Below are 20469 nucleotides of genomic sequence, written 5' to 3' on the forward strand. Positions count from 1 at the left end.
CCTCTCGGGCCCGATCTTTCCATATAGCCAAAGGAGAACACGATGTCGGTTCGCAACCATGCCAGCCGCAATGAGACCGATGTTGCCATCATCGGCGGTGGTCTAGTGGGCATGTCCCTTGCTTATGGCCTTCTTCGTCATGGCAAAAGGGTCACTATCTTCGACGAAGGCGATCAGGCGCTGCGGGCCTCCCGCGGCAACTTCGGTTTGGTCTGGGTACAAGGCAAGGGTGACACCTGTCCCGAGTATGCCCAACTATCCCGACTGTCAGCCCGCCTCTGGCCCGCACTGGCCGCCAACCTGCAACAAGATACCGGCATCAATATCGAACTGCAGCAACGCGGTGGCCTCTATGTTTGCCTGGATCAACAGAACCTGCAGCAAAGAGCCGAGATGCTGAGCAAGATGCAGCAGGACGCCGACGGTGACTACCCTTTCGAGGTGCTGAGCGTAGAACAGGCACGGGAAAAGGAACCGGCTCTAGGACCCGATATCGCTGGAGCGACCTGGTCGCCGATGGACGGCCACCTTAATCCGTTACTGTTGTTTCGGGCCCTGCATCAGGCCTTTGAACTACACGGCGGGGCTCTTATTAACGGTCAGCCAGTGCAGCATATTCAGCCTCAGCAAACCGGTGGATTCGAGATCCAGCTGGACAACCACAGCCTGAAAGCAGACAAAGTAATACTGGCAGCCGGCCTGGGCAACAAGGCACTAGCACCGCAACTGGGCCTGCATGCGCCGGTTGAGCCCAACCGAGGTCAGGTACTGATCACCGAGCGGCTCAAGCCCTTTATCAGCTATCCCACCGGCCATGTACGCCAGACCGGCGAAGGCACTGTGCAGTTGGGTGACTCCAAAGAAGATGTGGGCCTGGATACCGGCACTACCGCCGAGGAACTCGGCAAGATTGCCGCCCGCGCCATCCGCATGTATCCGGTGCTAAAAAAAGTAAGGTTGATCCGATCTTGGGGCGCCCTGCGGGTAATGACCCCGGACGGTTATCCCATTTATCAACAGTCGGCCCTATATCCCGGCGCCTATGTGGTTACCTGCCACAGCGGCGTCACACTAGGTGCCGTACATGCTGGCCCTTTAGTTGACTGGCTACTTGGCCGAGACATAGATATTTCTCTGGAGGCGTTCAGTGCAGACCGATTCCCCTTTTAACCGACTGGCCACCACCCCTGCCGGGGCCGTCACCCTGGAAATCGACGGCCAACCCTTCATCGCCCGCGAGGGTGACTCGGTGGCTGCCGCTCTGCTGGCCGCCGGAGCCGTACCGTCGCGCACTACACCAGTTTCTGCTAGCCCTCGCGCGCCCTACTGCATGATGGGAGTCTGCTTCGAATGTCTAGTAGAAGTCGATGGCTTAGCCAACGTCCAAGGCTGCATGGTGCAAGTAATCGAAGGTATGAAAGTGCGCTGCCAGTCTGGGGCCCGTGAGCTCACAGAGGGAGACTTCCATGAAGCAGTATGATTTAGTGATCGTCGGCGCCGGCCCCACGGGCATGGCTGCAGCCACCGCCGCCGCTGAACAGGGTCTAACCGTCGCCGTGCTAGACGAACAGGCCGCTCCCGGTGGTCAGATATACCGTGCCATCTCGGCGCCCGCGCCGCAGGATGAGCGCATACTGGGCCAAGACTACTACCATGGCCGCCAGCTGCTGACGCCGTTTACTCAGGCCGAGGTTGATTATATTCCGGCTGCCACCGTGTGGGAAATCACCCATGAACGGGAAGTGCGACTGTCAGCGCAAGGTAAAGCCCGAACTCTGCGCGCAGGCAGAATCCTGCTGGCCACCGGCGCCCAAGAACGCCCGGTGCCCTTTCCCGGCTGGCAGCTGCCTGGGGTAATGAGCTGCGGTGCAGCCCAGATTATGCTCAAGACCAGCGGCCTGACTCCCCCGGCACCGCTGATCCTGGCCGGTAGCGGCCCACTGTTGCTGTTGATCGCATTGCAGCTGCACAGAGCCGGAGTCGATATCGCCGCCGTGCTCGATACCACTCCCAGAGCAAACTATCTCAAGGCCGGCCGTCACCTCGGTGGCGCGTTGCGCGGTTGGAAGGTACTGGTCAAGGGGCTGGGTTATATGGCTAGGCTCAAAGGCTCGAGCGTTCGCTGCCTAAGCCGAGTTAGCGGACTACGGGCCGAGGCCGATGAAAATGGCCAGCTAACTCAGGTACGCTTCACCCATAAGGGCAAAGAGCAGACTCTAAACGCCACCAGTCTGCTGGTGCACCAGGGCGTAATACCCAATGTGCAACTAAGCCGAGCTATCGGCATCGACCACCAATGGGACGAACAGCAGTTATGCTGGCGCCCCAGTACAGACTTTTGGGGCGAAACCGATATCCCAGGTATCTTCATCGCCGGTGATGGTGCGGGCATCGGCGGCGCGATGGCCGCCGAACAAGCCGGCCGTCTGTCTGCTTGGCAAATTGCCCATCAATTGGGCAAACAAAGCTCAGCCGATAGGGATAGGCTAGCCGAGCCGGTGCGCCGAGATTTAGCCTCGACACTTGCGATTCGTCCCTTTCTCGATGTGCTTTACCAGCCCGCCAAAGAATTTCTCACGCCGCCCGACGACACCTTAGTATGTCGCTGCGAAGAGGTCACGGCAGGTGACATTCGCCGCTTTGCCCAATCTGGCTGCATCGGCCCCAACCAGACCAAGGCTTTTAGCCGAGTCGGTATGGGTCCTTGTCAGGGCCGGATGTGTGGTTTGACGGTAACTCAGATTATTGCCGATACTCGCCAGACTACTCCGGCCGAGGTTGGCTATTATAACATTCGCTCACCGATCAAGCCGCTGACTCTGCAAGAGCTGGCCTGCCTGGCCGAGACCGACCAAAACCAATCGTAACACCAACCGCCGAGCCCTCGGCTCGGCGACCTCAACCTTGTCAGGAGATAACATGACCCTAGTACGCCATCATACCGGCGAGCGCATGAGCCGCACCGTCATTCACAACAACACCGTCTACCTCTGCGGACAGGTGGCCGAAGACCGCACTCAGGGCATCGCCGAGCAGACCCGCACCATGCTAGGCAAGGTCGACACCCTGCTGGCCGAGGTCGGTAGCAGCAGCCAGCACCTGCTGAGCGCCACCATCTATGTGAAAGACATGAGCCTATTCGCCGAAATGAATCAAGTATGGGACGCCTGGGTGCCAGCCGGTCACGCCCCGGCCCGCGCCTGTGTGGAAGCCGCCATGGCCAGCCCCGAGCTGCTGGTGGAAATTTCGGTGATCGCTGCCATTCCCGAAGCCTGATCCCCTCCCGAGCCTCAGTTCCCGCTATACGCTATATTAGGTAGGGATTATTTCCCCGTATCCTCCACCTAAGGAATCACAGCTCCCGCCCCCAGAAACACCAAAGCCAGCCTTTACGGCTGGCTTTTTGTGCTCTGCATTAGGCTTGTGGCCCTTGCTCCTAGCCTTTCACTCTGTTCGAGTGTGACCTTTGTGGTGCTTACCGATAAGGTAAATCGGCTTGCAACAGGCTCCGAGGATATCGGTCTGTTTGTCTCCAGAAGATGGAACTATAGTAGCGCTTTGCTTGGGGTGAGTGGTTGCGAATAACAGGTTAAATTGTGCTTCTTAAGCAATGTTTCACCCCTTATACTATCTATAGTAATTAATTATTCTATTAGGGAAGATCCTTGAGCAATTTAGTACAACTCGATAGAACAGATCGACGTATTTTAGAACTGATGCAGCGTAACGGTCGCATTAGCAACTTAGAGCTGGCCGAACGTATTGGTTTATCACCCTCGCCTTGCTCGCGGCGGGTGAAGGCGCTAGAAGATGCGGGGTTAATTGCCGATCACGTGACCTTGCTCAACGCCAATAAACTCGGTTTAAGCCTGCAGGCCTATATTCATATCTCACTCGACCGGCACACGCCGGAACGCTTCGAGACCTTCGATGCCGCCATCCATGAGTTTTCTGAAGTACTAGAATGTGACTTAGTCACCGGCACCGAGGCCGATTATCAGCTAAAAGTCATCGTGCGCGACATGGAGCATTATCAGCAATTTTTGCTTGGTAAGCTCACCCGCTTAAATGGTGTCACCGGCGTGCGATCCAGCTTCGTATTGCGCCGCATCAAACATGAAACTGCGCTACCGCTGGATCATCTGGGGTGAAGTTCCGAGACTGGGGAATAGGGAATGGGGAGTGGGAAACAAAAAATGATGAGCTGCGAACAACACGACTATATCGAGATTGCCTGCCTGTATCGGTATCCGATTACACTCACGCTGGTTTCGGACGAGCACATCAGCGGCATTGCCCTGGATACCGCCCGTAATGAACAGCGACAAGAGTGCATCAAGATACAGAACGATGATACGGAGCACCTGATCCCTCTGGCGTCCATTATCCGCATGACGGCGACGGTTGACAACCCGCACTTTCGGGTGGTTGAGTTTGACTGAATCAGGGGTGGTAGAATTCACCCCAGTTACCGTTCATGTTGGGCTGTTCGCCGCCGTAACCAACCAGAGCCAGATTACAGATGTAAACCCGGGCCTTATTCGGCAAAGTCCAGCGACAGAAACAATCTCCGGTAACCGATGGACGCCGGCGGCGAACGATGCCAAAGGCCCTGGCCGTCGTTGTCTTCCCAGCCATCCCCTTTCAGCAGGGCCACTTCACCCGCCATCAGTCGCTGCCACCGTTCAGGCTCCCGACCACCCGTGTCCAGCACTTGATTACGCTGCGTCTGATTCAGCCAATGGGTACCCGGCCCCGCATAGGTAGTTACCAAGCGACAAGGCACCCTGTCCACATGAAAGCGCGGACACATGGCGGTTTGCAGGCTGGCCAGGCGCAAACCCACTCGGCGTAGCTCAAAAAGGCAGGCGAACATCTCTGCCAGCTGCTGCGCATTGGCCACAAAATCGTCCCGACCGGGCAGGTCCGGCAAACGGGAATACAAGGCCTCCGACACGGCTGCGGGTGCCAACAGCTCGCGCATGCTGATGGCATGATCTTGTCGGCTTAACGCGGCCGCGTAATCCGCAACGGCCACAGATAGCGGCCGTTGCCAGTTGACCAGCTGACAATCAGGCTCGTAAATGCGGGTGAACACGCTGGGTGCAATACCCTGACGGCTGATCTCGGTGAGCGTGATGGAAGAGGGTTCTGTACTGATCATGATCGGATAGAGTTCCTTGACGTTGTGCTTTCCTGAAAATGTACTGTTATGTTATAACATCAAGTAATATTATCAATCAAGTCACCAAACGGACTCTCTCATGTCGCATCATGCTCCTTTACCCCGCCTGCCGGTTACCGTGCTTTCCGGTTTTCTCGGTGCCGGAAAAACCACAGTGCTCAATTACATTCTCAACAATCGCCTAGGATTGCGCGTCGCCGTGATCGTCAACGACATGAGCGAGGTGAATATCGACGCCGCCACCGTTGGCCAGCAGGTGGCCCTGCGCCGAGGCGAAGAAAAGCTGGTGGAGATGAGCAATGGCTGCATTTGCTGCACCCTGCGCGAAGACCTACTGATAGAAGTGCGTCGCCTGGCCGACGCCGGTCGTTTCGATTATCTGTTAATTGAGTCTACCGGTATCTCGGAGCCGCTGCCGGTGGCCGAGACCTTCACCTTTGCCGATGAAGACGGCACCAGCCTGAGCGATCTGGCTCGGCTAGATACCATGGTCACTGTGGTGGATGCGGTGAATTTTCTGACCGACTTCAATGCCGCTCGGGATCTGCAGGACACCGGCGAGAGCTTAGGGGAAGACGATGGTCGCAGCGTGACCGATCTGCTGATAGAACAGGTGGAGTTCTGCGACGTGCTGCTGATCAGTAAAACCGATCTGGTTAGCGCCCAACAACTTGCCGAGCTGAGCGCCATTCTGGCACGGCTGAATCCGGAGGCCGAAATCATCCCCATCCGTCAGGGTCGGGTAGACATAGAGCGGGTGCTGGGCACCGGCCGCTTCTGCTTTGAGCGCGCCGCCCGCGCGCCCGGCTGGATGCAAACCCTGCGCGGTGAACAGGTGCCCGAGAGCGAAGAGTATGGCATCGGCAGTTTTGTCTATCGCGCGCGCACGCCCTTTCATCCCCAACGCTTTTACGACTGGCTGCAGCAACCCGAGCAGGCCGGCAAGCTATTGCGCTCCAAGGGCTTTTTTTGGCTAGCCAGCCGCCCAGACTTTGCCGGTCAGTGGAATCAGGCTGGTGGCATCGCCTATCACGGCGGAGCCGGCCTGTTCTGGCACGCCATTCCCGTTGAAGACTGGCCGCAAGAGGAAGAAAGCCGCGCCGCCATTGCGGAATCCTGGCAAGAGCCTTTTGGCGACAAGCGCCAAGAACTGGTGTTTATCGGCCAGGGGCTGAACCAAGCCGAGTTGCGGCGCCAACTGGACGCCTGCCTGCTTAGTGCGCAAGAAATGGCTCAGGGTGAATACCACTGGCAGCAACTGCCCGATCCCTTCCCTGCCTGGGAATAGCACATCGGGTCTTGTCAGGCTTTCTTCTTCGATGAGGCTAAGCCACAATGGCCAGCAATTGTTTGGCCATTAAATAGACTTAGTGATGAAAACCAACCTGATCACTCGTGCCGGCTGGCATATGCTGGACGAAGAGTTAAAAGAACTGTGGAAGGTAGAGCGCCCTGCCGTGACTCAAGCGGTGTCGGAAGCGGCCGCCATGGGCGACCGTAGTGAGAACGCTGAATACATATACGGCAAGCGACGACTGCGCGAAATAGACCGCCGAGTGCGCTTTTTAATGAAGCGGTTAGAAGCGCTAAAAATCGTTGATTACGACCCACGCCAAGACGGAAAAGTGTTTTTTGGCGCTTGGGTGGAGTTAGAAAACGAGGCTGGCGACATAGTGCGTTATCGTATAGTGGGTAGCGATGAAATGGATCCGAAAAATAATTACATCACCATTAACTCACCCATGGCCCGCGCCCTCATTGGCAAGCAAGTAGACGACGGGATACAGGTACAAACCCCCTCTGGCCTGAAAGAGTGGTATATCAACAAGATTCAGTACCAGCCCTTCGGGCAGCTTTAAGCCGTCAGCGATAAGCGGTCAGTTAAAAACAACTACAAAACAGTTCCTGCTAACGCGGAACCGGCAGCTAAAGCGCTGGGTTACAAAGTTAGGTGTTTTTACTGTCTTCCTGAACTCGTTTCAGGATCTCGATTTAGATTTAGCAGTCCGAGATACCGGGGCTCGCCCAGTATGACGGCATAGTACCTAAAGAAATCTGTTGAACTTGTCTTTAACTGACGGCGTAAAGCGTCCCGCTTTCCTATTCAATCCAACGGTAGAGGGTGCGGCGGGTGATGCCGAGGATATCGGCGGCGCGGCGTTTGTTGTTGCCGGTGGCGGCTAATACTCGATGTATATACTGGCGCTGTACGGTTTCTAGTGATGCCATACTTTCGGCATTTTCATCGACATCATTACTTACCGTACTATTACCTATCTGACTCTTGCCCTGATCAACCACCATAAACTCTAATGACAGTGCCCGTTCAGACTGCTGACAAATGCGCTGTGGCAGGTGATGTGCTTCAATCAAGGAACCGTCGCAAAAAGTGGCGGCCCGCTCTACGGCATTTTGTAGCTCACGCACGTTGCCCGGAAAAGGATAACCCTGCAGCATCGCTAATGCTTCATCGCTAAAACCTTTTACATTACGCTGTTGACGCGCATTAAATCGCGTCAGAAAGAAGCCGATTAACCGCTGTATATCATCTTCTCTGGCGCGCAATGGTGGCACCTGCAAGGCGAAGGTTTCTAGTCGATAAAATAAGTCTTCACGAAAACTGCCATCCGCCACTGCTTCGGTAAGATTGCGGTTAGTGGCACCAATAATGCGCACATCCAGCTGAATCTCATGGTCGCTGCCCACGGGCCGCACCCTACCGTCTTGTAATACTCGTAGCAGCTTGGCTTGCAGCGTCAGTGGCATTTCCCCCAATTCATCCAGTAATAAAGTGCCACCGTCGGCTTGCTGAAATAATCCAGCACGCTGCGTGCGAGCCCCGGTAAAAGCACCCGCAGCATGGCCAAAAAATTCGCTTTCCATTAATTCACTAGGAATACCGCCGCAATTCACCACCATATAAGGGCCGTTTTTGCGGTTACTTTGATCATGTAAGGCACGGGCCACTAGTTCTTTACCGGTGCCGCTTTCACCTTGTACTAATACGGGGCCGTCGGCTGAGGCAATTTGACGGATCTGATGAAATAACTGCGCCATGGCCGAGCTTTGGCCAATAATGCCGTTAAACTGTTCAATGGCCAGCAAGCTACGATAATGCTGCACTTCGCTGCGCAAGCGACGGTTTTCCAGTAATCGTGCCACCGTTAATAAAAAGTGGTCCATTTCTAATGGCTTAGTTAAAAAGTCATCGGCACCCGCCTGTAGCGCCTTCACTGCCTGCTGTACCGAGCCAAATGCGGTGATAATTAGCACAGCTGGCGGTATCTCACTGGTGCTAAGTGCCGGTAACAAGCTCAAACCATTGGCGCCAGGTAAGCGTAAGTCGCTGATCAGCAAGTCGGGCGGACTAGTTTGCAGCAGTTGCAGACCTTGTTCGGCATCACCACAGGCAGTCACACTATAGCCTTCTGCTTCTAGCTCTTCTTGCAGCAGCTCACGCAAGCCACTGTCGTCTTCTACCAGCAAAATATGTTGGTGTTGCGCCATGCTTATGCTTCCTTCTTAGGTGGGGCGAGTGACAGCACTAAACAAGCTTCACAACCGCCGTCAGCGTGATTGCTTAAGGTAAAGTAACCGCCCTGCTCTTCGGCCACGGCCTGCACAATAGCCAGCCCCAGCCCGGTACCTTCTCCGGGAGGTTTAGTAGTAAAAAACGGCTCGGTAAGCCGAGCGGGTGAACAATTTTCTGGTAAGCCGAGACCATCATCGATAATGCGGATCACCAACCAGCGGCTATTTGCCGCCACCCAAACACCCATGCCACCTTCTGCCGCCTGCAAGGCATTGCGCAGCAAATTTAGCAGCGCCAATTCTAATCGCCCCGCATCGGCCCAAAAGACCGGTAAACCAGGCGGTAACTGTGTGGTCAACTGGCAGCCTTTGGCTTCAAGCTCGGGGGCAATCGCTTCCAACGCATCCTGTATTAACAGGTTTGCCGTTAGCATTCGCGGCTGAGTCGCAGCGGGTCGACAGTAGTCGAGTAACTGGCGCACGGTGCGCGTTAGCCGATGTACCTGGGTACGAATGCCGCTTAAGTTACGCTGCTGCTGTTCATTTAAGCTGCCCGCTCGCTCTAAGCGCCTAGCTCGACCATCAATCACGCTTAAGGGCGCACCCAGTTCATGGGCGATGCCTTGCGCCATGCTGCCGATGGCCACCATTTTTTCGTTATCTTTCAGTTTCGCTACCAACTGAGTTTCCGCCGCACGGTGGGCATCTAAGTCTCGGTGGGCCTGCTCTATACTGTCTAGCATCTGATTTAAGCCGCGCGCTAGGCTGGCCACCTCTTGAGGCCCATTTAACGCCGCTCTATGAGATAAATCACCGTCGGCCACTCGGCTCATATGTGCAAGCAGCTTATCAACATAACGCCCCACACCACCGTAATGGCCCAGCAATACACTGGCCAAGATGACTAAACTAAACACCCCCCACAGCAACCAGGCAATAATGGTGAGTTGATCTAAGGCGCGGCCAAAGTCGCTGGCGCGGCGGGTAATTTGTACCAACCCTTGTATGTGGCCCGCGGTATCAAACAGCGGCTGAAAGTGGGAGAACACATTGCGCCCCGCCACCCGGCTAAAGGCTTCTTGTCCTTCTCCGGTAGTGCGAATGCGCTGAGGAATAATAGATCGAGTCAAATCGGTTTCGGTGACGCCCGCCGAGGCAACTCGATTGCCATCCACATCAAATACCGAGGCACCATACACTTCACCTAGTACAAACACCGATTCTAACGCCAGCTCAACTGCGTCCATATCGCCATTATTTAAGGCGGTGCCTACCGGAATGCTAATGGCTCGGCCGACTAGCTCGAGGTCGTTTTTTAGCCGCTGCTCTTGAAACTGATTGGCCTGCTCCAGCCCAAAGCGAATGCCCAACGCCGTAAGCAGCACCAACGGTAGCACTACAAACACTAATAGAGTGCGTTGCAAACCACTGACGCCCAGTTTTCGCCAAGCGCCTGACTCTTGCTCGACGGCAGGTGTGTTGCTTTTAAACGGGTATTTTTTTCTCATGTGTAATTTATACACACATTTAACGATGAAAAAAATAGCCTTCACCGCTTACTTATTAGCTTAAAAATACAAAACAGTTATATTTCAAAGGCTTATGTTTTTTATAAAAAGCTGGCACGGCTTCTGCAACGTACTAAGTACTTTCAATAGTAGGAGTTTCATCTATGAACAAGCTCAAGACACTGACCGCCGCCATTACCTTCGCCACTTTTGGTATGGGTGCCACTGCCGTTATGGCACAAGCACCTGCTTCGGCTCCGGCCCAGCAAAATGGCGCGTCAGCTCAGCAATTTGAGCAAGGCCAACAAGCTGGCCCTATTACAGATGGTGATCTGAAGAAATTTGTAGAAGCGAATCAAGATGTCGCAAAAGTACGCGACGAATTCACCCAAAAATTGAATGAAGAAACTGACCAAGAAAAAGCCCAGCAGCTACAGATGCAAGCCCAAGAAAAAATGCTGGCAGTAGTAAAAGACCATAATTTGGATGCCCTCACCTATAATGCTATCGCATCGCGCATTCAAACCGATACCGAACTGCAAGAGCGAGTCAGCGCCCTACAGTAATACTGCTTAATCCTATTAAACGAGTATAAGCAAAGGGACCTTAGGGTTCCTTTTTGCCGTCTGGCTTCGCCCTCCGGGCAGCTGTAATACCAATTGCACTAAACAAATGGTCTGATTTTCTTTCATGTAAAGGTCGAACAACTCGGTGCTTAAAGAGAGGTAACAGAGATCGGCCACCACGACCGTGACAATGCCAAGGATGGCATTTCCCGAGCCCCCATGGATAGGTTTATGGCGTGTCGTGGTAGTCGACTCTGTTTCCTCTGAGTCTCCAGCTTAAAAATAAGTTAGATCTTCACTGTAATTGGTATAAGCCATCAGCTTTAAGCGAACAGCTACAGAACAAAAATATTCTGCTTCGCAGAACCCGCAGCTAAAGCGCGGGACTACAGGTTTGTCTTTAACTGACCGCTTATAGCTTACAGCTCCCGAACGCTCCCTCCCCCTTCTTTGCTGTTCACTTCTGTTTCATAATAGGCGTATATCGGCTCACATCTTCGCCTTAAGCACATGCCTTTTCGTTATTGGCAGGGCGTATATCGCCATTCTGCCTGGAGCTTTATTGATGACAAATATTAACCATGCCTTGGCCACCGAGCTGGCCGTTGCTAAATCTCAAGTGGATGCAGCCGTAAAATTACTAGATGAAGGCGCGACCGTGCCTTTTATTTCCCGTTATCGAAAAGAGGCCACCGGCGGCTTAGATGATACCCAGTTGCGTAACCTCGACAGTCGGCTGCATTATTTACGTGAGTTAGAAGACAGACGCGCCGTTATCCTCAACTCCATTACCGAACAAGGCAAGCTCACCGACGCACTGAAAAAAGAGCTGCTTAATGCCGATACTAAGACTCGCCTCGAAGACTTATATCTGCCTTATAAGCCCAAGCGCCGCACTAAAGGGCAAATTGCCATAGAAGCCGGTTTACAGCCCCTCGCCGATACCCTGTTTGACAATCCCACGCAAGATCCGCAAACGATAGCCGCCCGTTTTATTAATGTGGACGCCGGCGTAGCCGATGAAAAATCCGCACTAGACGGTGCGAAATACATCTTAATGGAGCGCTTTGCCGAGCAAGCGGACTTGCTAGAAGCGGTGCGCCAATATTTACAGCAACATGGCCAATTACAGGCACGGGTTAGTGCGGGGCAAGAGCAAACGGGCGCCAAATTTAAAGACTACTTTGAACATCAAGAACCCATTAGCCGCGTGCCGTCGCACCGCTTATTAGCCATGTTGCGCGGCCGTAACGAAGGCGTGCTTAGCTTAAATTTAGTAGTAGACACCGAAGCTAAAACCCACCCTTGCGAAGCTATTATTGCCCGCTTTATTGGCTGGCAAGCCCAAGGCCGCGCCGCCGATGCTTGGTTAGCCAGTGTCATAAGCTGGACTTGGCGGGTGAAGCTGTCATTACAAATGGAAACCGAGCTGTTAGGCCATGCCCGCGAGCAGGCAGAAGTAGAAGCCATCAAGGTATTTGCCCTCAATATGCAAGACTTGCTGATGGCGGCACCTGCCGGCGCCCGCGTGACCATGGGCCTGGATCCGGGTATTCGCACCGGCGTTAAAGTGGTGGTGGTAGATGGTACTGGTAAATTGCTGGCCCAAGACACCGTTTATCCGTTTGCCCCTTTCAACAAAGTGGAGCAAAGCCTACGCTCGCTGGATGCGCTGTGTCGCCGCCATACCGTTAGCTTAGTGAGCATCGGCAACGGTACGGCCTCTCGCGAAACCGAGCGTTTGGTCGAGCAGCTAATGAAGCAAAGCCATGAGCTTAAATTACAGAAGGTGGTGGTCAGCGAAGCGGGGGCCTCTGTCTATTCAGCCTCTGAGCTGGCGGCCAATGAATTTCCCGACTTGGACGTTTCGTTGCGTGGCGCGGTATCCATTGCCCGTCGCCTGCAAGACCCATTAGCCGAATTGGTGAAAATCGACCCCAAGAGTATCGGTGTGGGCCAATATCAGCACGATGTCTCGCAAAGCCAATTAGCCCGAAACCTCGATGCGGTAGTAGAAGACTGCGTAAACGCCGTGGGCGTAGACGTAAACATGGCCTCCGCCCCACTATTAACTCGCGTGTCTGGCCTAACGCCGACCTTGGCGCAAAATATTGTGGCCTATCGGGATGAGCAAGGGGTGTTTACCGAGCGTAAACAACTGCTAAAAGTGCCTCGCCTTGGGCCCAAAGCCTATGAACAATGTGCCGGTTTCTTACGTATTCGCGACGGTAAAAACCCGCTAGATGCCTCTTCTGTTCACCCAGAAGCTTATCCGGTGGTGAAGCGCATTGTCGAAAAACAGCAGCAAGCCGTGCAGAGTATTATTGGTAACAGTAGCCTGCTGCAGTCACTTAACCCGCAAGACTATACCGACGCCGATTTTGGCTTGCCCACGGTGCAAGACATCTTAAAAGAACTGGATAAACCGGGTCGAGATCCGCGCCCCGAGTTTAAAGCCGCGCGCTTTATGGAAGGGGTAGAAACGCCAAAAGACCTAGAGCTAGATATGGTGCTCGAAGGCGTAGTCACCAACGTCACTAACTTTGGTGCTTTTGTGGATATTGGCGTGCATCAAGACGGACTGGTGCATATCTCGGCCCTCACCGACCGTTTTATTAAAGATCCGCGCGAAGTAGTAAAAGCCGGCGACATAGTAAAAGTAAAAGTGATGGAAGTAGACTTACAGCGTAAACGCATCGCCCTCACCATGCGATTGGAGCAAAACGCCGCCGACCATGGCAGTGGCAATGTGCGCACCGATCGCAGTGCTAGCCCGCAGCGGAACCCAAATAATCCGAGCAATAGAAACGTGAGTAATAACAGCCAAAGCCAGCCGCGCCCTGCCCGCCGCGAGCAAGCCGCGCCCCAAAGCGCCATGGAAGCCGCACTCGCGGCGGCAATGCAGAAGAAGAAATAACTGACTGCATAGCTGTCAGCGGTAAGTGCCTCAGCCTATAACAAAGCCAAGATAAATATTTGCCACGCTTGTTTGCTACGAGAGTCACAGAAACCACGGAAAAATAGTGATCAGATCTGAAAATGCTTATTAATGTTAAGAGCCAAACACCGGACTATCGGAGACCGAGCTTTTGCCAATAAATAGAATTTATGACTGGTCGGTCTAATCTCAGCTTAATTTTTCTGTGGATTCCGTGGATTCCGTGGCGAAAAAGTCTTTAATCTTTAATTATTAACCAAGGAACCACAATGTCAGACATACAACTCGTTGCTTACGACACCGCTCATAGCCCGTATATTCGCGCCATTCGCGAGGCGGTATTCATGCAAGAACAAGGAGTGTCGCCTGAGCTGGAGTTCGACGGCCTAGATGCCTCTGCCATGCATGTGCTGGCGGTGGTAGACGGTGAATATGTGGGCACCGGCCGGATGCAGGATGATGGCCATATTGGACGCATCGCTATTTTGGCGGATTTTAGGGGCTTGGGGTTGGGTGCCAAAGTGGTACAGGCGCTGGTCGCCGAGGCCACTCGCCTGGGTTATCCGCGGGTATATCTAGGCGCGCAAACCCATGCCGTCGACTTCTATGCCAAGCTCGGTTTCACTCCCTACGGTGACGAGTTTATGGATGCAGGGATCCCCCACATGTCCATGGAAAAGTCGTTATAAATAACAGTTCTATTTTTCTTTATAAGGTCGGACAAAGGGCCTCTTCTACCGTGAAGTGCAGGGATGGCATGTCCGAGCTTACATGGATGTACTCGTAGCATGTCGAGGGGGCGGCTGTGTTGCCTCTGGCGCAGCGGCCATGAAGCGATATCGTTTGCGATGCCACCAATGCCCAGTTCTCTGACTGACCCCGAGCGCGCAGCTGTGCGATAATAACGCTCTTTGCCATCAGCTGGGTTTGCCATGCGCCTCGATAAATTCATCTGCAAGAGTACCGACCTGAGCCGAACCGAGGCCAGACGGGTCATCCATGCCGGCGAGGTTATCGTCAACGGTGACGTGGTGACCGATGAGGCGACCCAGGTACATGAAAACAACCTAATCACCCTGGCCGGACGGCAACTGGTCGCCCGGCCCTCGCGTTACCTCATGATGCACAAGCCAGCCGGCACCCTGTGCTCGAACGTGGACGGTGTCTATCCTTCGCTGTTTAATCGGCTGGATATCGACCGAGCAGACGACCTGCATATCGTCGGCCGCCTGGATGCGGACACCACCGGCCTGGTGCTGCTCACCGACGACGGCCGCTGGTCGTTCAATATCATACGACCACAGCAACAATGTGAAAAAGTGTACCGGGTCGGCCTGCGGGACCCGCTGGCAGCAGAAGTGGCAGCCACCTTTGCCCGGGGCCTGCTGTTGCAGGGAGAAAGCGCTGCCACTTTGCCGGCCAGGCTGGAACCGATTGGCCCAAAAGAGGTGTTGCTCACCATTACTGAGGGGCGCTTTCATCAGGTAAAGCGTATGTTTGCGGCGGTTGGCAACCGAGTAGTCAGCCTGCACCGGGAACAGATAGGTGCCGTTCGCCTGAATGTGCCGCTGGGTCAGTGGCGCCACCTCACGAACGATGAGGTTGGCAGCTTTTGAGCCAAGTCCAAACTCAGGTCCAAAACCAGGCCCCGCCACCCCAGCAGAAGGATAAGTCCATGTTGTTCCCCGTGATCTTGGCTGGCGGCCATGGCTCCCGTTTATGGCCATTGTCACGCCAGCAGCATCCTAAGCAGTTTTTGCCGCTGCTAACGCCTCATCTTTCTATGCTGCAAGCCACCCTTACTCGGCTTAAAGGGCTAGAAATACAGACTCCGCTATTAATTTGCAATGAAGAACACCGGTTTTTAGCCGCCGAGCAAGTACGACAGCTGCCAGGCAGCTCTGCGCAAATAATGCTAGAGCCCATGGGCCGTAATACGGCGCCAGCACTCGCATTAGCGGCTTTGTATGCCGAACAACAGACAGCTTGCACCTCTGTGCCGGATAAAATAGAGGATACAGACGCCATCATACTGGCGTTGCCAGCCGACCATGCCATTACCGATGTGCCTGCTTTTCAGGCCGCAGTAATAGCCGCGCTACCCTTAGCTAAGGCAGGCAAGCTGGTTACCTTTGGCATTACGCCTACCCACGGCGAAACCGGTTATGGTTATTTGCACCGCGGAGCTCCTATCGCCAATACCACAGGTTTTGAGGTGGCCGAATTTGTAGAAAAACCAGACCAAGACACGGCTAATCACTATGTAGCTGACGGTCATTATTACTGGAACAGCGGCATATTCATGTTTAAGGCAAGGCGTTATCTGGAAGAGTTAGTGCATTTTCAACCACAGGTATTGGCCGCCTGTGAAGCCGCTTTAGCCAAGAGTGAGCGTGATCTGGACTTTATTCGCCTTAATAGTGCCGCGTTTGCTACCTGTCCCAACATTTCTGTTGATTATGGCGTAATGGAGCACACCACACAGGCGGCCATGGTGCCATTAGCCGCCGGTTGGAGCGATGTGGGCTCTTGGTCGGCACTGGCGCAACAGCTTACTCCCGACACACAAGGTAATACCCTGCGTGGCGATGTGTTAACCGAGCAGGTGAGTAATAGCCTCATTGTGGCTGAACATCGCTTAGTGGCGGCGTTAGGCGTGCAAGATGTGGTGATCATCGAAACTAAAGATGCAGTGCTGGTGGCCCATAAAGACCATGAACAAGACGTAAAACAGCTGGTGGCTAAGTTGGAGGCTGAAGGCCGACAAGAGCATATTGTGCATCGTGAGTGTCATCGCCCCTGGGGTAAGTTTGATGCCATAGACAGTGGCGATCGTTATCAGGTTAAGCGTATTACCGTGAATCCAGGGGGTCGTTTGTCGTTGCAAATGCATCATCATAGAGCCGAACATTGGGTGGTAGTCAGTGGCACCGCCCGCGTGACGCTAGGTGATCAGGTGCGATTAGTGACGGAAAACCAGTCGGTGTATATTCCCGTGGGTCAGCTGCACGCGCTAGAAAACCCGGGCAAACTGCCCTTAGAGCTAATAGAAGTGCAGTCGGGCACTTATTTAGGTGAAGACGACATAGTGCGTTTTGAAGACCACTACGGCCGAACAGAACGCGGGAAGCGTTAAGCTGTACGCCATACGTTAAAGACAAACACTCAAACCCACTCATTGCCCGCGGTGGACAGGGCCGCAAAGCAGTGCCTTTATCCGTGTAATAGGTGAACCGGTGCCGCTGTTCGTTCTGCGCAGCAGGATGGTTTTAAAATCCCGCTGAGACGGGACTATCAGCTAAAGCGATAGCCTACAAAAGATCTCTAAGGGTTTGTCTTTAAACTTATGGCTTACAGCTGACGGCTTAACGCTTTATCTTCGATCTGATCACTATTTTCCGTGGATTCCGTGTTCTTCCGTGGCAAAAATAGGTTTTTTATCTTTTGAATTCAGCTAAATAAAGAAGGCAAGCAATGAAAAAAGTATTGGTGATTGGCTATGTTTGGCCCGAACCTAACTCGTCGGCGGCGGGCAGTCATATGTTGTCGATATTGCGGCTTTATAAGCAACAAGGTTGGCAAGTCGAGTTTGCTACACCAGCGCAGCCTACCGATCACATGACCGATCTTAGTGCCGAAGGGATAACTAGCCAGAGCATAGTGCTGAATTGCGACAGTTTCGACTCTTATGTGGCAAATTACGCGCCTGATGTCGTCATGTTTGACCGCTTTATGATGGAAGAACAATTTGGCTGGCGAGTAGAAAAACACTGCCCTAATGCACTGCGGGTGTTAGATACCGAAGACTTACAGTGCTTGCGCCAAGCGCGCTATCAGGCCCATAAAGCCAATCGTGAGATGACCACCGCTGACTTATTTAGCGATATTGCCAAGCGTGAAATTGCCGCTATTTTACGCTGCGATCTAGCACTGATTATCTCAGATTATGAAATGCAGCTGTTGCAAGGTACCTTCAAGGTAGATGCCCGCTTGCTGCACCATCTACCGTTTATGGTCGACTTAAGCACACTACCCGCTAGCACCCGCGATTTTGACCAGCGCCAGCATTTTATGACCATCGGCAACTTTCGCCACGCACCTAATTGGGATGCGGTGCTGTATTTACAGCAAATTTGGCCACTTATTCGCAAGCAATTACCCCAAGCCGAATTGCATATTTACGGCTCTTACCCGCCCCCGAAAGCCACCGCCCTACATAATCCGAAAGCTGGCTTTTTAATAAAGGGTTGGGCAGATGATGCGTTTGAAGTAATGGAACGGGCCCGAGTTTGCTTAGCACCATTGCGCTTTGGCGCGGGTATTAAAGGTAAGTTATTGGATGCCATGGTGATGCAAACGCCCAGCGTGACCACGGATATTGGCAGTGAAGGCATGCACGGTGAGCTGCCGTGGCCGGGGATGATTGCCCAAGATGCGCAACAATTTGCCGATGCGGCAGTGGCTTTGTATCAAGATGAAGTACGCTGGCAGCAGGCGCAGCTGCAAGGCACGGCACTATTAAAACAACGCTATGATGGTGAGCAATTAGGCGAGCAGTTAATCAGCCACATCGAAGAGATAGCCAGCCAGTTAGATGAACACCGCTTAGCCAACTTTACCGGCAGTATGCTGCGTCATCACAGCATGATGAGCACCAAGTATATGTCGCAATGGATTGCCGCTAAGAACGCGGAAGCCCCCAAGGGCTGAGCCACTTCATCTAGACTCGTTCGAGCCACTTATGACCTATCATCGGTATCTTTCGACATCTTGGGTGTCGGCGCCAAGAAGAAGCAGTGCTTACCGGTTTTCTTGGCGTTATACATGGCTTGATCTGCCACTGCCAAGGCCTGTTCGTGGCTAGTGAAACTCTGGTGCAACAAGGTAACACCGATACTGACACCCAGCAGGAACGGCTGCCCTGCCACCTCGACGGGCAAGTCAAAGGCATTAAGGATGCGCTTGGCCAGAGTGTCGATATCTTCCGGCCTAATGGGGCCGGTCATCAGGATGGCAAACTCATCACCGCCCATGCGGGCCACCGTATCGTAAGGTCGCACACTGTGCTGCAACCGTCGCGCCACCTCCTTCAGTGCAGTATCACCGGCGTTATGGCCCAGCCTGTCATTAATGGGTTTGAAGTTATCCAGATCCATATAAAACAGTGCCGAGTCGACGCCGCTGCGCCGGCTATGCTGTAGCTCACGCTGTAGGGTGCAGCTAAACAGGGCACGGTTTGCCAGCCCGGTGAGAAAGTCGAAATGCGCCAAGTGATGCAACTTTCTCTCCGCCTCGATTCGCTTCTTCAGGGTGTGGCTGAACAACAAAATGCCAATGGCGGTAAGCACGGCAAAGAACAGCGACACCGTTAGCAGCAAGTGACGAATTTTGACCATGTCTTGTTCGAATACGGCGCGGTCGACAACGGAAATAAGCCACCACTGGGGCGGTTGCAACCCGCTCTCATCGACCGTCATGGCACCGAGTACCGGATGATCGCGCGCAGTCAGTTTCTGGTAAACATACAGTCCCTCCGGGGCCCGAGAAATTCCTTCGCTACCTCCCTGCATCTGATCCCAGACCTCAGGATGACTATTGGCAAAGCGGTGCTGACGTCGTTCGTCAAGCACCGAGCCCCAGAGTCGCGCTTTCTCAACACCATACAGCCAACCTGCATCTTTATGCAGCAGTATCAGCTGCCCCATTAGGGGTTGCCGCGGGCGAGACAAGCCCTGCAGCAAACGTTCGGCCATCAGATTGATGATAACTATGCCCCGCTTGTTGCCTGCCTCGTCAAAAAAGGGCGTCGCCAAGCGGATAACCGGATTGTAGGGAATTTCTATCTGACCATGCTCGATATTCAACTCCAGCTCAGAGATGTAGATCTCTCCCTTTGCCAACTGCATGGCCTTGCCGAAATAGTCATGCTGCCACTTATTCTGCCGTTGCCCTGCAGGAATATTAACCGCTTCTTGGCCTCGCGACCGCTCCACGCGGACCCGCTCCTCACCCTGGCTATCAATCAAGCGCAACATGGCATAATCGCGCCTCACCTTTAAATACGTCATGTAATCGGTCGCCAACTGCGGTTCGCCGAAGTCGAGCCCAGTTTGACTAACAAGACGTTCCGCCTGGCCGGCAAGCAGGGTGAGATCGAGGGCCGCCTCGTGCAGATTGGCCAGCAATTCCTGCCTGATAGTATCGAGATGGGACATTTCAGCCGCACTAACCTCTTCATATCGCTGCTGCTGTTGTTGCTGATAAACGGAGAGCAGTATGATGCCAGCACAGGTCATCAGACTCAGATAAGTGCATAAACCGCCCCAAAAAATGGACGTTGTAACCTCAGTTGACCAAGTCTTCTTGCCGCGCTGCAAAGGCAGCAAAACCTGCCAGTTAATAAGTAAACCACTTACCACGGACAACAAGACCGCATCGAGCCAGAAAAACAGCCATCCATCGTCGGCCATAGGTAACATCAGCATAACCAGCAGCTCGGTCACAAACACTATAGCCCCAGTCTTCAATTGGGCATCCGTACTTAGCCCGCCGGCACGGCTCGTCAGACCCCAGAGCAGTATAATGGCCGTCAGTGACACAGCTGTGGCATCAAACAGTGCAACCAGCCAAAACCCCAGGATGCCCAGCCCGAGCCATTTCATCATCAGCATGATCGCAAGCTCGGCCAGCACCATGCTCGCCATAAAAAACAACAACACCCTTCTGTAATTCAACAACATG

General features: G+C 53.7%; 18 protein-coding genes. 14 read left to right on the forward strand and 4 right to left on the reverse strand.

Annotation, left to right across the window (positions count from 1 at the left end; genetic code table 11):
* Nucleotides 1–42: 42 nt before the first annotated feature.
* The 6 genes from ACFQ1C_RS11045 to ACFQ1C_RS11070 all read left to right on the forward strand — a co-directional run bounded on the left by ACFQ1C_RS11045 (nt 43) and on the right by ACFQ1C_RS11070 (nt 4442).
* Nucleotides 43–1170, forward strand: a complete 1128-nt coding sequence (locus ACFQ1C_RS11045) for an NAD(P)/FAD-dependent oxidoreductase (RefSeq protein ID WP_379558670.1) — start codon at nt 43–45, stop codon at nt 1168–1170.
* Nucleotides 1148–1480 (forward strand): (2Fe-2S)-binding protein, encoded by a 333-nt coding sequence (locus ACFQ1C_RS11050; protein ID WP_379558671.1) that lies wholly within the window; start codon nt 1148–1150, stop codon nt 1478–1480. Before ACFQ1C_RS11045 ends, ACFQ1C_RS11050 begins: the two co-directional genes overlap by 23 nt.
* Complete coding sequence (locus tag ACFQ1C_RS11055; protein WP_379558672.1) at nt 1467–2867, forward strand: FAD-dependent oxidoreductase; 1401 nt, start codon at nt 1467–1469, stop codon at nt 2865–2867. The genes ACFQ1C_RS11050 and ACFQ1C_RS11055 overlap by 14 nt, the downstream gene beginning before the upstream one ends.
* 37 nt (nt 2868–2904) lie before the next feature.
* The gene (locus ACFQ1C_RS11060; protein WP_379558673.1) at nt 2905–3276 is read left to right on the forward strand and encodes a RidA family protein; all 372 of its coding nucleotides are present in this window, start codon (nt 2905–2907) and stop codon (nt 3274–3276) included.
* A 389-nt stretch (nt 3277–3665) separates the two neighbouring features.
* On the forward strand, nt 3666–4151 hold the full coding sequence (locus tag ACFQ1C_RS11065) for an Lrp/AsnC family transcriptional regulator (RefSeq protein WP_379558674.1): 486 nt from the start codon (nt 3666–3668) through the stop codon (nt 4149–4151).
* Between the two features lie 24 nt (nt 4152–4175).
* Nucleotides 4176–4442, forward strand: coding sequence for a Rho-binding antiterminator (locus tag ACFQ1C_RS11070; RefSeq protein WP_379558675.1), 267 nt, complete (start codon nt 4176–4178; stop codon nt 4440–4442).
* Between the two features lie 95 nt (nt 4443–4537).
* Here ACFQ1C_RS11070 and ACFQ1C_RS11075 read toward each other — a convergent pair whose 3' ends face one another.
* On the reverse strand, nt 4538–5164 hold the full coding sequence (locus ACFQ1C_RS11075; RefSeq protein WP_379558676.1) for a DUF1826 domain-containing protein: 627 nt from the start codon (nt 5162–5164) through the stop codon (nt 4538–4540).
* A gap of 100 nt (nt 5165–5264) precedes the next feature.
* On the opposite strand from ACFQ1C_RS11075, the gene zigA reads away from it, so the two are divergent.
* Nucleotides 5265–6473: a zinc metallochaperone GTPase ZigA gene (gene zigA, locus ACFQ1C_RS11080; RefSeq protein ID WP_379558677.1), complete on the forward strand. Its 1209-nt coding sequence runs from the start codon at nt 5265–5267 to the stop codon at nt 6471–6473.
* 85 nt (nt 6474–6558) lie between these two features.
* On the forward strand, nt 6559–7044 hold the full coding sequence (gene greB / locus ACFQ1C_RS11085) for a transcription elongation factor GreB (RefSeq protein WP_379558678.1): 486 nt from the start codon (nt 6559–6561) through the stop codon (nt 7042–7044).
* A gap of 241 nt (nt 7045–7285) precedes the next feature.
* Here greB and ACFQ1C_RS11090 read toward each other — a convergent pair whose 3' ends face one another.
* Nucleotides 7286–8692 carry a sigma-54-dependent transcriptional regulator gene (locus ACFQ1C_RS11090; protein WP_379558679.1) on the reverse strand — a complete coding sequence of 469 codons (1407 nt, stop codon included), beginning with the start codon at nt 8690–8692 and terminating at the stop codon, nt 7286–7288.
* 2 nt (nt 8693–8694) lie between these two features.
* Nucleotides 8695–10224: a sensor histidine kinase gene (locus ACFQ1C_RS11095; protein ID WP_379558680.1), complete on the reverse strand. Its 1530-nt coding sequence runs from the start codon at nt 10222–10224 to the stop codon at nt 8695–8697.
* A gap of 164 nt (nt 10225–10388) precedes the next feature.
* Here ACFQ1C_RS11095 and ACFQ1C_RS11100 point away from each other — a divergent pair, with 164 nt between their 5' ends.
* The 6 genes from ACFQ1C_RS11100 to ACFQ1C_RS11125 all read left to right on the forward strand — a co-directional run bounded on the left by ACFQ1C_RS11100 (nt 10389) and on the right by ACFQ1C_RS11125 (nt 18438).
* A complete protein-coding gene (locus ACFQ1C_RS11100) occupies nt 10389–10790 on the forward strand; it encodes a DUF4168 domain-containing protein (RefSeq protein ID WP_379558681.1) in 402 nt (133 codons plus the stop codon).
* Between the two features lie 565 nt (nt 10791–11355).
* On the forward strand, nt 11356–13707 hold the full coding sequence (locus ACFQ1C_RS11105; RefSeq protein ID WP_379558682.1) for a Tex family protein: 2352 nt from the start codon (nt 11356–11358) through the stop codon (nt 13705–13707).
* A gap of 290 nt (nt 13708–13997) precedes the next feature.
* The gene (locus tag ACFQ1C_RS11110) at nt 13998–14417 is read left to right on the forward strand and encodes a GNAT family N-acetyltransferase (RefSeq protein WP_379558683.1); all 420 of its coding nucleotides are present in this window, start codon (nt 13998–14000) and stop codon (nt 14415–14417) included.
* A gap of 243 nt (nt 14418–14660) precedes the next feature.
* A complete protein-coding gene (locus ACFQ1C_RS11115; protein ID WP_379558684.1) occupies nt 14661–15344 on the forward strand; it encodes a pseudouridine synthase in 684 nt (227 codons plus the stop codon).
* Between the two features lie 59 nt (nt 15345–15403).
* A complete protein-coding gene (locus ACFQ1C_RS11120) occupies nt 15404–16864 on the forward strand; it encodes a mannose-1-phosphate guanylyltransferase/mannose-6-phosphate isomerase (protein WP_379558685.1) in 1461 nt (486 codons plus the stop codon).
* A 338-nt stretch (nt 16865–17202) separates the two neighbouring features.
* On the forward strand, nt 17203–18438 hold the full coding sequence (locus ACFQ1C_RS11125) for a glycosyltransferase (RefSeq protein WP_379558686.1): 1236 nt from the start codon (nt 17203–17205) through the stop codon (nt 18436–18438).
* A 29-nt stretch (nt 18439–18467) separates the two neighbouring features.
* Here the strand turns inward: ACFQ1C_RS11125 and ACFQ1C_RS11130 are convergent, their stop codons facing one another.
* The gene (locus ACFQ1C_RS11130; RefSeq protein WP_379558687.1) at nt 18468–20468 is read right to left on the reverse strand and encodes a diguanylate cyclase domain-containing protein; all 2001 of its coding nucleotides are present in this window, start codon (nt 20466–20468) and stop codon (nt 18468–18470) included.
* Nucleotide 20469: the final 1 nt, after the last annotated feature.

This window comes from Oceanisphaera ostreae (assembly GCF_042676125.1).
In the GTDB taxonomy this organism is placed as follows: Bacteria; Pseudomonadota; Gammaproteobacteria; order Enterobacterales; family Aeromonadaceae; genus Oceanimonas; species Oceanimonas ostreae.